Below are 10917 nucleotides of genomic sequence, written 5' to 3'. Positions count from 1 at the left end.
TAGGTAGTTGACCACCTGAAAATCGATAAAACCCCACTTCCCCACACCCCACACCCCACACCCCACACCCCACACCCCACACCCTGCCACCACCGAAAAACTTTTTCAGCAAGCCCTAAGTTAGACGGACGCAAAAAAACCTCGGCGCTCATCCCGAGGTGAATTTAGGAGATTTGAGCTTATGTTGACGTGAAGTTGACGTAAATTAGCTAAGGGCGTTGATCACATAATCAATGTAGGAATTAGCTTCTACAGCAGCATCCCCACTTAATCCGTGATTGGTTTTGATGTATTTTAAGGCTTCGATATACCAGCTAGGAGATAGTTCAAAGGCACTATTGATTTCACTCAAACCGGCGACTAGATATTCATCGATCGGGCCCGTACCCCCTACCACGAGGGCATAGGTGATAATTCGGATATAGTAGCCGATATCGCGAACGCACTTGGATTTCCCCCGCTCATCGTAGGCATAGTTCGGCCCCTGGAGTTGGGTGGTGTAGGGAAATTTTTGATAGACAGCGTTGGCTGCTTCTTGGGCTAAACTGGGGGCTTTTTGGGCGAGGATTTTTACCGCTTCTAGGGTGATGGCGGCCTGACGGAAACGACCGAAGGCTACTTGTAATTCAGCACTGCTGAGAAAACGGCCTTGGGAATCGGCAGTAGCCACCGCTTCGGTTAAAGGTGTTTTGGTCATGGATGGAATTGCTCCTACAAAAGTTTGATCGGATTTAAATAAGAGAGTCACAGCATCAGGAAACTGCCGCCGCCGCTCGATCGAAGTAAGAAGCGACTTCTGCTAGTAAAGAACTGCAATCCCCGCGAGTGATCCCGTTGGGATCGGCCGCTAGGGCAAGGGAAGCGTCCTTGAGCTTGAGAATTCCGGCCGCAACAGAAGCTCCCGGAACTCCCAGGGCGACGTAGGTTTCCCGGAGACCGTTCAAGGCGCGATCATCGAGGATGCTGGCATCGCCGGTGAAGGTGGCATAGGTAACGTAGCGCAGGATAATTTCCAAATCCCGCAAGCAGGCGGCCGCACGACGGTTTGTATAGGCGTTGCCACCGGGGGCAACTAAAACGGGCTGTTCTGAAAACAAACTACGCGCGGCATCGGTAACGATCGCAGAAGAATTACTGGAAAGACGATTGACCACATCCACGCGTTTATTACCATCTTTGACGAAGGCAATTAGGGCATTGACTTGATTCTCGCTCAGGTATTCCCCCCGGGTATCGGCCTGAGAAACGACTTTGGCAAAGGCATCTAACACCATAGTTTTCATCTCCTATAATGATGATTGGTTTCGGCAAAATATCGAGGTTGATTTCTCTGGCTTTTCTTTATTTTTTCCGATAAAGTATCTAGGAGTTTTTTTCTTGGGACTATACTATCGTCCTTGAAAAAAAATTTACTCTCCCTTGGCCAGATTTTTTTGTATATCGAGGAACAATTCTTGTTAACTGAATTTAGCGTTGATAGGCGCTTCCAGACATACTTCGTTTTTGCCATGAATTATTTTATAAACTATATTTCCACCTTTATTTGTTAAAAATTATTTCCTCAAAAGGCGTTAAAAAAATAATTTTTTAGTATAAATCTCAGAAAACTTTATTAAATGTGTAACCCTATACCAAGAAAAAGTATCGCTCTTTTCATCTCTCTAATAATTCGTTTAAGTTGTTTAAAGAAATGTGCTTTTATATACTAATAATAGTTAACTAAATTGAGAGAAATTTCCCAAGACAATTTTACCGATTGTGCTTCGATATACCAAAAAAACTAGCAAGGCAAAAAAATCGACAGGGATAATCCCCGCCGACGTTGTGATCAGAGGTGCCAACACCAGCATTTCGCAGTGTACTCCGACCTAAAAAGTATTGTAAAACATTTAAAATACATATATAATCAAAAATAGCCAACAAGTATAAAGCAAGTGGGATTATGCCGATCGCAAGAGACATCACCCAATTGGTAGGAAGGACTCCCCTAGTCCAACTGAATCGAATCCCAGTGGCAGAGGGAGTAAAAGCCCGCATCGTCGTCAAACTGGAAAGTATGAACCCCGCCGCCTCGGTTAAGGATCGCATTGGGGTCAGTATGGTGGAGGACGCTGAAGCCGCCGGACTAATTCACCCCGATAAAACAATTCTGGTGGAACCCACTTCCGGCAACACCGGCATCGCCCTGGCCATGGTAGCCGCTGCCAAAGGCTATCGCTTAATCCTGACTATGCCCGAAACCATGAGTTTAGAACGACGGGCGATGTTAAAAGCCTACGGGGCGCAATTAGAATTAACCCCGGGTAGCCAAGGCATGAAAGGAGCGATCACCCGGGCTGAGGAAATAGTCGAAAATACCCCCAACGCCTATAGTTTGCAACAGTTCCGCAACCCGGCCAACCCGAAAATTCACCTGGAAACCACCGCCGAAGAAATCTGGGCCGATACCGACGGCCTGGTAGATATCGTTATCGGTGGCGTGGGAACCGGGGGAACCATTACCGGTATTGCCGAAACCATTAAACCCCGTCGTCCCCAATTTCAAGCGATCGCAGTTGAACCCTCTAATAGTCCCGTCTTATCGGGAGGACCACCCGGGCCGCACAAAATCCAAGGCATCGGGGCCGGTTTTATCCCGGCAATTTTCCGACCGGAATTAATCGATGAGGTGATTGTCGTCGATGATACAGAGGCTTTCGCCTACGCACGACGGTTAGCTCGTCAGGAGGGACTACTATCGGGCATTTCGGCTGGGGCCGCTTTATGGGCGGCAATTCAGGTGGGCAAAAGACCCGAAAACGAAGATAAATTAATCGTCATGATTCAGCCTAGTTTTGGGGAACGTTACCTCAGCACGGCCCTGTTTAAAGACCTCGAAGATATCGACTAATAGGACAGTAAATTGATGGAATTTGCAACGAGGGCGATTCATGGGGGGCAAGAACCAGACTCTAGCCATGGGGCGGTAACGATTCCCATTTATTCCACTTCCACCTGTAACACCGGCTTTACTAGGATTATCGATTGGGATCGAGAATAGGAACGATTTAAAGCGGCATCTGGAAAAGGCCTTGATTGGTTAGGCGAAGTTTTTATCTCATTTGATGGGTTAAGCAATGTTTTTTGACTCGGAAGATTGGCAAACGATTATTTTTCGGCTCAGTATGGCTATGGCCGTCGGCTGTCTGATTGGTTATAACCGACAGCGAGGCGGTCGTCCTGCTGGATTGAGAACTTTTATCATCGTTAGTCTCGGAGCTGCCATGTTCGTGATGATTCCCCTACAAGCGGAAGGAGATGTGGGTTATGCGTCTTCTAATGCCCTCAGTCGCACTATTCAAGGGGTCGCTTCTGGTGTCGGTTTTTTAGGGGCGGGAATCATCCTACAACAATCCCATCGGGAACTAAATAAGGTACAAGTGAAAGGTTTGACTTCGGCGGCGACTATCTGGTTAGCGGCAGGATTAGGCGCGGCTTCTGGCTGCGGTTTATGGCAGATGGTTCTCGTGGGAACTTTTTTCACTCTCTCCACCCTCAGTGGCATTAAACGACTGAAGAAAAAACAACCTTTAGCCAAATATATTAAGGGTCGGAAGAAAATATCTCGGATCAATCAAGAAATAGACTCATCGGATAATTCAGCGTCTCATTAATGAAAGAAGTTATAAAAATTTAATTTATATTTATATTGAGAGAGTAAAAGCTTTTCTTTACTATTTTTTTGGCTTGAAAAGCTTATGTTTTTGCTGGCAATTTATCGATCAAAAAACATGATAAATTATTTATGAAATTTCTTTTAAATAAATAACAAATAAATATTTTATATGATAACATTTAGATCGAGTAAACACTTTTCTGAACAGGAGAAAATCCAACTATGATCAACCGAAATAAGAGCTTTCAAAGCCTCAAAAATCAAGTTTTCCGGCTGCTGATTTTCCTTTTAACTGTCACTTTGCTCCTCGGGGGAAGGGGAAATGCGATCGCCTTGCCGCTACTCCCCGAACAGTTGGCCGTCATCGACCGTGCAACAGCAACGGGTGGCACTGTGGTGGAACCAGTCAAGAAAAAAAATGAGGTTTCTAGCCCAAAAATTCTGGAAGATGCCCAAATTGCCTATGAAAAAGCCATCCAAGCCACAAAATCGGCTATCGATGACCTAAAGGCTCAACTAGCCGCTCCTTCTCTCGACAAGAAGATTATCGAAGCTCAACAGGACAACCTAGAGGACTTAGCGGATAATATTGACGATCTAGGGGAAAAAGTGAGTAAATTTACGAAAAAATTGACCAAATCCGGGGCTAAACTCAGTGAAACCCTGCAAAACAACCTTATTACCCTAGAAAATAGCCTTGTTAATACCTCCGAGACGATCGATATCTTAGCCGACGACACCGAACGACTCAAAGACAGTGCTTCCCCTTTCCTGAAAACTCGCGTGGAAAAGACCATCGACGCGGTTAAACAAACTCTACAGGAAAGCGATCGAGCTTGGCAAGAACTGATCTCCTCGGCCACAACGGAACTGGAGAAGACTAGCACCCCGAAATAAATAGGGCTTGCAAGGACATAAAATCAGTCTTTTTTGGGGTAATTATCGTTTTTACCCCAAAATTATCAAATCCGATCCCTAATAGCTGTCTCCCGTCTCGGAGTCTCGACTAGGAAATTAATTTTGCACGACTACTTACCAATCATGACGCTTACCTATCAACCACCAACCCCCCATCGCTGGCACTTTGATAATCGGGCGATTTTGCCCCTCAGAAACCCTAATTTCTGGAAAATCGAGAGTGGAGTCGTGAAAACCTCCACTTGGTTAGAAGATGGAACCCTGATCGTCTTGGGATTGTGGGGACCTGGCAGTTTTGTCGGTAAAACCCTAGAGAGAGTCAATCCCTATCAAGTTGAGTGCATCACTCCCGTGCAAGCAGTTTCCTTTTCCACAGTTGAGAGTTATCAAATGGCAGAAATTCTGCTGTCTCATCTTCAGCAAGCACAAGAGCTAAGTATTATTCGTAGCTACAAACGTACTGATGTTATGGTTGTGAAATTACTGTCATGGTTAGGCAATCAATTTGGTAAACAAACCGGTACCGGACAATTAATTGATGTGCGTCTAACTCATCAGGATATCGCTGACTTATTAGGAACTACTAGAGTCACAATTACCCGCGCACTTAATCATCTTGAACAACAGGGGGCTGTGGAACGTCTTCCCGTCCATCGTCTTCTTTTACGAGAGGAGGAAATCTGGCACTACGAGATTTAGAATGGGAAGGATTATCTCTTTTTTCAATCTATGAATTGGTTAGTAGCCCTTTTAATTACTAGCGTGACGAGTTTTGTAGCCACAAATCTTGATGATCTGATGGTGCTAATGTTGTTTTTCTCGCGACTTAATGCTAATTTTCGACCTCGACACCTGATTATTGGTCAATACCTCGGTTTTACCCTCATTCTCCTAGCTAGTTCCCTCGGTTTACTATTTGGGTTACTGGTTTCTAAAGAATGGATTGGTCTATTAGGATTTATTCCTTTGATTATCGGCATTAAACAACTTTTGTCAAGGGAAAATGAGGATTACATTCAAGAAGTAAGAGAAGATGTTAATTATTCTAAAAATCGCTCCTTTATTCCTCGTTTTCCCTCCCAAACCTATTACGTTGCCGCCGTGACCGTGGCTAATGGTGGTGATAATATTGGTATCTATACCTCTCTTTTTGCCAATAATTCCCCGATGCACGTCTTAATTATCATGATAGTTTTTTATCTCATGATGGGTATTTGGTGCGCCCTAGCCTATTTTTTGATTACCCATCCCAGGATAGCTAAAGTGGTTACAAACTACGGACATAAAATTAGTCCTTTTATCTATATTGCTCTCGGTATTTATATCTTAATTGATAGCCAATTCTATCGTTTATTTTTAACCTATTAACCAAGAATGCCTAAAAAATTATGGTTCTTCGTTACTTCTTAATTGATTAGTTCGCTCTAGAGCAAAAGCAATTGATAAAAATCTCCAAATGTCTTTCTCTATAAGGGTTACATACCTTATACCCCCCGTCTATTGCATAACACAAACCGAAGAACCAAAATTATCTTTCAGCTAGACTAACTAATACTAAATCCTCTTTAAAAGTTATCTATGAGCTACATTGACCGGAATCAATTTTCTGCAACTTTCGACATCGCCATTATCGGGGGAGGATTTAGTGGTTCCCTCGTGACGGCGAACCTGTTACGCGACACGGGGACTCCATTATCGATCGCCCTGATCGAGCGCCGAAAACCCCTCGGTACGGGGATCGCCTACGGAACGCGAGACAGCGGCCACCTGCTCAATATTCCTGCGGGCAAAATGAGCGCCTTCGAGGACGATCCCGAACATTTCCTCCACTGGTTAGCGGATAACGGCTATCGATCGATCGAGCCGGCCAGCTTCGTACCGCGTCTAGTGTACGGCAAATACATCCGCTCGATCCTAGAAGAAGCGCGGGACAACGCCATTGCCGATCACCGTCTGGAAACGTTTACCGATGCGGCGATCGATCTGGCACTCGACGGGGAAAAGGCGACGATTACCCTCAAAGGAGGCAAGAAAATCAGCGCCGCTAAAGTAGTTCTGGCGCTGGGCAATTTTCCCGCAACGGTTCCCCAACCCCTCGCGTCTCTCAATTCCCTCTATCTCCGCGACGCTTGGGAGACGGACACACTCGCCGAGCTAAAACCCGACGGGACGATTCTGCTCGTCGGTACGGGGTTAACGATGGTGGATATGGTGGTTTCCCTGGCACAAAGGGGATTCACGGGCAAAATCCACGCAGTTTCCCGTCATGGCCTGATCCCTCGATCGCACCGACCCACCGATCCCTATCCCCCGTTCCTCACCCTCGAAACCGCGCCCCAGACCACCCGGGGACTCCTAGGGCGAATTCGCGCCGAGGTAAAAACCGCCGAGAGTCAAGGTCACGACTGGCGGGCCGTTTTAAACGCCTTACGTCCGATATCTCAAGGTCTATGGCATTGTCTGCCGATAGCGGAACGCGCCAGATTTCTACGCCACCTGAAAGCCTATTGGGAGGTTCTTCGCCATCGCCTCGCCGACGAGATCGCCGGTATCCTCGATGAGGCTGTAGAATCGGGACAATTAACCTATCATGGGGGAAGAATTGAAACTGCTGAGGATAAAAACGGCTGTGTAGAGGTTACTATCCGTCAACGGGGGACGGGAAACCTGTTAAACCTAACCGTCGATCGAATCATTAACTGTACCGGCGCGAGTAACGATTACCAGACGATCACCGATCCCCTCGTCGTTCATCTTCGCCAACGGGGGTTAATCCGTCCCCATCCTTTGAATTGTGGCATCGAAACCGCGGACAACGGGGCGATTCTCAGGCCAGACGGTACGGCATCGAACACGCTGTACACCTTGGGAAATCCCCGCAAAGGCGATCTCTGGGAAACCACCGCCATTCCCGAACTGCGTTTACAGGCGGCCGAACTGGCCCGGGATTTGTTGCGATCGCTGAAAGAGAGAATTTCTCTCCCCACGGCCTACTCGATCGCATTCCAGCCGGCAGCGCCGATTTTCCGCCAGCTTTTCGATAGGGAATCGAGTACCTACACCTATCTGATCGCTGATTCGGGTACGGGGGAGGCGATTTTAATCGATCCAGTCCTCGAACAGGTCGATCGCGATCGGCAGATTCTTTGGCAGTTGGGGTTAACTCTAGGCTACACGATGGAAACCCATGTCCACGCCGACCATATCACCGGAGCGCACCGCTTACGGGAGTTAACCAACTGTTCGATCCTCGTTCCCGAAAACGCAGAAGTGAGCGATATCGATGGTTATGTGCGCGATGGCGACCTCTGGACCGTGGCAGGTCAGCAGCTAAAAGCGATCGCTACTCCAGGCCACACCGATAGTCATATAGCCTATCTCATCGATGAAAAACGCCTATTAACGGGGGATGCACTCTTAATTCGCGGTTGCGGTCGTACCGATTTTCAGAACGGTTCGCCGGAAGTACTATACAGGACGGTGACGGAGAAGTTATTCACCCTCCCCGACGATACGCTTGTTTATCCCTGTCACGATTATCTGGGAAGAACGGTCTCCTCGATCGGTGAGGAAAAGCACTGGAATCCCCGTTTCGCCGGCCGCGATCGCGAGGATTTTATTCAGTTAATGAATAATCTCAATCTCCCCTATCCCAAGAAGATGACCGCTGCCTTAAGTGCCAACGCGCGGGGTGGTAAGGTGGTTTTCGTCATGGATTATCAGATATAAACGGGCAAGCGATACTCAAAAGCCGCTCGATTTCTAGTGCTTCGCTCGGAATGTGACAGATCGTCCGTGGACTCATCGTCTATGTTCGGTCAGGATAGAGCTATGGACGAAAACAAGGCAAAAATTTTAAAAGCGTTGGGTTCGTTAGTAAGACAACACAGAGAAAATCTAGGTATTTCCCAAGAAGAACTAGCGACACGCTCGAATCTAGATAGAACATATATTTCTGGCATCGAGCGCGGGATTCGCAATCCTTCTGTAACCGCTCTTGTTAGTCTGGCGAACGGAATGAACCTCAATGTCTCCAATCTATTAGAAGGCTTGGAAAACAAAGTTAATCAAACCAATGGAAAAGATCGTACAACACGGACAACGTAGACACTCAAAAGCTTCCGAAAGTTACATAGATGTTACTTTTCGATATGATGACGGTACGATTTGGGAAGGCGCGATTCCAGTTGAGTATAGACGTACTGGCGTAGATCTGGCCGAATCTTCGGCAATCGAAGAATATCTTCAGCAAGCTTTTCTATACTGTCATCCGAGTAATTATCCGAAGTGGAGACAAGAACAAGAGGTCTTCTGGTTACAGAAAGAAGCGGAAGTAACAAAATCATTCTTTGATGTACTCATCACTTTTAAATGGACTTGTGTTGCTTGTCAATTACCCCCGAATCCGAATTGGGCTAGAAGGATTCAAGATTTAAAAGAAATGGGATATACGATCGCAACTCATACATCAAAAAAATGCCCGACTTGTGGTTCCAAGAAAACGCATATTATACTTGTTCCTCTACCTCGTGGTGGAATATCTGGATACGAAGTATGGTCGTCATCCCTACGAAAGAAAATCATTGATCTGCTCGGTGGTTATGATGCTTACGAGGGTAAGACTGTAGGGAAAGATAATCTGTTACCCGACCATAAATTTCCAGAAATTCGTTGGGGAAACGATACGAGACGAGATTCATTAGAGCATTTGGCCGATACGGAGATTCGAGAACAATTTCAACTTTTGACGAATCAGCGCAATTTACAGAAGCGTGAAGTCTGCCGTAAATGCTACCAAACAGGGGATCGGGGCTATCCCTTCGGTATCCAATACTATTATGAGGGTGATGAAAAATGGCCGGATACCATTCCAAAAAGTGGAAAAGTGGCGGAAGTAGGGTGTAGTGGCTGTGGATGGTATGATTTGCAGAAATGGAGAATTGCTCTCAACCGCAAGCTATCGGATTTAAATTCTGATTAATCTGCGATTCTTGCTCTAGCTGTAAAGCAACTTTGTTGAGATAAGGAATTAAAGCGTATCCGATACATTCGGCTAAACGTGGGGGAACCGCATTACCAATTTGCCACATAGCTTTTTTCATGGTTCCCTCAAAAATAAACGAATCGGGGAAAGATTGAAGTCTGGCCATTTCACGGGCGGAAATAACTCGATTAAGATGGGGATGAATATGTGTACCTCCATGATTTTCTTTGATGGTCATACTCGGTTTGCCTGGATACTGGCGCTTAAAAGCATCAACGTAGGTTTCATAGAGAGAACCACCGGGGGGTACTCGTGCGATCCGTTCCATATACTTCGAGGAATGGCGTGTCCATTCATGATTAATTTCGGGAATAGGCGTGTAAGCAGGTAAATCGGAAATAGCCGACTCTATTGGAATATATTGATGAGGTAGTAATTGAGGTTGAGGATAAGGATTAGGTAGATCGAATCTATTAGCTATAAAAATTGCTCTCGGTCTAATTTGAGGAATTCCATAAGCGGCAGATTCAAGAATAGCGATCGAAATATTAGAATAACCGATCGATTCAAACTCTTCTAAGATAGTTTCTTTCACCTTGCCTTTTTGCATCGTGAGAATCCCTGGCACATTTTCCATGACGACATACCAAGGCTGAATTTCAGAAACCACTCTTATAAACTCTTTAAATAATTGATTTCGAGGATCATTGGGATCTCGTTTACCAGCGACCGAAAAACCCTGACACGGCGGACCTCCAACCACTAAATGTATATCGGGTGAGCCTGCCAAGATAAGCCATTTCTCTGCTTGAAAGTCATGAATATCACCACAGAAATGATGGCATTGTGGGAAGTTGTACCGATGTGTTAATGAAGCGACAGGATTGATTTCAACACTTGCTGCTGGATGAAAATTTGCCTGAACTAAACCTTGAGTTATGCCACCAGCACCACAAAATAAATCAATGAAGTTATAAGTTAGATGAGGAGCGATCGGACAATTAACATCCACAAAAACTTGATGTAAATCACGCTTGATGGTCAGTAGTTCCCGTTGAATTTTTTCATAACGTCCTAATTTGACTTTTTTCGTCTTTTCAATATCTTGATTATTTTGAGGGAATAATGATAATTGAAGTTCTGACATTGCTCTGACTTGAATATATATGGTTTATTGTGACACATCGTCCACAAAAAATCAAGTCACGCCTATGGAAGGTAGAGTAACAAAGTCAAGCTACTTTTAACCCACATTCCGCACCCTAAGTGTCACAACGTCTCGAAAGAGGAAGGAGCGTGAGTCAAAATACTTATCTAGAGGAGTGAGTTGGCGGCAAGCTGCCGGCAACTAAGTCGAAAA

12 protein-coding genes and 1 pseudogene are annotated in these 10917 nt (G+C 45.6%); 10 read left to right on the top strand and 3 right to left on the bottom strand.

Annotation, left to right across the window (positions count from 1 at the left end; translation table 11 throughout):
• Positions 1–205: 205 nt before the first annotated feature.
• Positions 206–697 carry a C-phycocyanin subunit alpha gene (gene cpcA / locus EWV68_RS10890; RefSeq protein ID WP_002732914.1) on the bottom strand — a complete coding sequence of 164 codons (492 nt, stop codon included), beginning with the start codon at positions 695–697 and terminating at the stop codon, positions 206–208.
• Between the two features lie 55 nt (positions 698–752).
• Positions 753–1271, bottom strand: a complete 519-nt coding sequence (gene cpcB / locus EWV68_RS10885) for a C-phycocyanin subunit beta (protein ID WP_002733930.1) — start codon at positions 1269–1271, stop codon at positions 753–755.
• A 671-nt stretch (positions 1272–1942) separates the two neighbouring features.
• Between cpcB and cysK the strand changes: the two genes are divergently transcribed.
• The 10 genes and pseudogenes from cysK to EWV68_RS10835 all read left to right on the top strand — a co-directional run bounded on the left by cysK (position 1943) and on the right by EWV68_RS10835 (position 9554).
• Positions 1943–2890 (top strand): cysteine synthase A, encoded by a 948-nt coding sequence (cysK, locus tag EWV68_RS10880; RefSeq protein WP_061432716.1) that lies wholly within the window; start codon positions 1943–1945, stop codon positions 2888–2890.
• A 15-nt stretch (positions 2891–2905) separates the two neighbouring features.
• The gene (locus tag EWV68_RS10875) at positions 2906–3040 is read left to right on the top strand and encodes a hypothetical protein (RefSeq protein ID WP_287169770.1); all 135 of its coding nucleotides are present in this window, start codon (positions 2906–2908) and stop codon (positions 3038–3040) included.
• A gap of 76 nt (positions 3041–3116) precedes the next feature.
• Positions 3117–3653, top strand: a complete 537-nt coding sequence (locus EWV68_RS10870) for an MgtC/SapB family protein (RefSeq protein ID WP_002793801.1) — start codon at positions 3117–3119, stop codon at positions 3651–3653.
• Between the two features lie 224 nt (positions 3654–3877).
• Entirely contained in the window at positions 3878–4552 is a 675-nt protein-coding gene (locus EWV68_RS10865; protein WP_287169769.1) for a hypothetical protein, read from the top strand.
• A 144-nt stretch (positions 4553–4696) separates the two neighbouring features.
• Positions 4697–5272 (top strand): Crp/Fnr family transcriptional regulator, encoded by a 576-nt coding sequence (locus EWV68_RS10860; RefSeq protein ID WP_147070959.1) that lies wholly within the window; start codon positions 4697–4699, stop codon positions 5270–5272.
• 30 nt (positions 5273–5302) lie between these two features.
• Positions 5303–5941, top strand: a complete 639-nt coding sequence (locus tag EWV68_RS10855; RefSeq protein WP_061432715.1) for a cadmium resistance transporter — start codon at positions 5303–5305, stop codon at positions 5939–5941.
• A gap of 210 nt (positions 5942–6151) precedes the next feature.
• Positions 6152–6631: pseudogene (locus EWV68_RS10850) on the top strand (FAD/NAD(P)-binding protein); the annotation flags it as partial.
• A 963-nt stretch (positions 6632–7594) separates the two neighbouring features.
• Positions 7595–8302, top strand: a complete 708-nt coding sequence (locus tag EWV68_RS10845) for an MBL fold metallo-hydrolase (protein WP_287169771.1) — start codon at positions 7595–7597, stop codon at positions 8300–8302.
• Between the two features lie 81 nt (positions 8303–8383).
• Positions 8384–8680, top strand: coding sequence for a helix-turn-helix domain-containing protein (locus EWV68_RS10840; RefSeq protein WP_228020860.1), 297 nt, complete (start codon positions 8384–8386; stop codon positions 8678–8680).
• Positions 8649–9554 (top strand): restriction endonuclease, encoded by a 906-nt coding sequence (locus EWV68_RS10835; RefSeq protein WP_106908934.1) that lies wholly within the window; start codon positions 8649–8651, stop codon positions 9552–9554. Before EWV68_RS10840 ends, EWV68_RS10835 begins: the two co-directional genes overlap by 32 nt.
• Here EWV68_RS10835 and EWV68_RS10830 read toward each other — a convergent pair.
• Complete coding sequence (locus tag EWV68_RS10830) at positions 9520–10704, bottom strand: DNA cytosine methyltransferase (protein ID WP_052276021.1); 1185 nt, start codon at positions 10702–10704, stop codon at positions 9520–9522. The two genes, EWV68_RS10835 and EWV68_RS10830, sit on opposite strands and share 35 nt — an antisense overlap.
• Positions 10705–10917 lie beyond the last annotated feature (213 nt).

Origin of the sequence: Microcystis sp. M_QC_C_20170808_M9Col, assembly GCF_007095495.1 — a bacterium.
Classification (GTDB): Bacteria; Cyanobacteriota; Cyanobacteriia; order Cyanobacteriales; family Microcystaceae; genus Microcystis; species Microcystis aeruginosa.
This window is presented reverse-complemented; position numbering and strand designations above follow the sequence as displayed.

Excerpts from the sequence above, each read along its gene's own strand:
- cpcA (WP_002732914.1), bottom strand. The coding sequence starts at position 697 with ATGACCAAAACACCTTTAACCGAAGCGGTGGCTACTGCCGATTCCCAA.
- cysK (WP_061432716.1), top strand. The coding sequence starts at position 1,943 with ATGCCGATCGCAAGAGACATCACCCAATTGGTAGGAAGGACTCCCCTA.
- EWV68_RS10875 (WP_287169770.1), top strand. The coding sequence starts at position 2,906 with ATGGAATTTGCAACGAGGGCGATTCATGGGGGGCAAGAACCAGACTCT.
- EWV68_RS10870 (WP_002793801.1), top strand. The coding sequence starts at position 3,117 with ATGTTTTTTGACTCGGAAGATTGGCAAACGATTATTTTTCGGCTCAGT.
- EWV68_RS10865 (WP_287169769.1), top strand. The coding sequence starts at position 3,878 with ATGATCAACCGAAATAAGAGCTTTCAAAGCCTCAAAAATCAAGTTTTC.
- EWV68_RS10860 (WP_147070959.1), top strand. The coding sequence starts at position 4,697 with ATGACGCTTACCTATCAACCACCAACCCCCCATCGCTGGCACTTTGAT.
- EWV68_RS10855 (WP_061432715.1), top strand. The coding sequence starts at position 5,303 with ATGAATTGGTTAGTAGCCCTTTTAATTACTAGCGTGACGAGTTTTGTA.
- EWV68_RS10840 (WP_228020860.1), top strand. The coding sequence starts at position 8,384 with ATGTTCGGTCAGGATAGAGCTATGGACGAAAACAAGGCAAAAATTTTA.
- EWV68_RS10835 (WP_106908934.1), top strand. The coding sequence starts at position 8,649 with ATGGAAAAGATCGTACAACACGGACAACGTAGACACTCAAAAGCTTCC.
- EWV68_RS10830 (WP_052276021.1), bottom strand. The coding sequence starts at position 10,704 with ATGTCAGAACTTCAATTATCATTATTCCCTCAAAATAATCAAGATATT.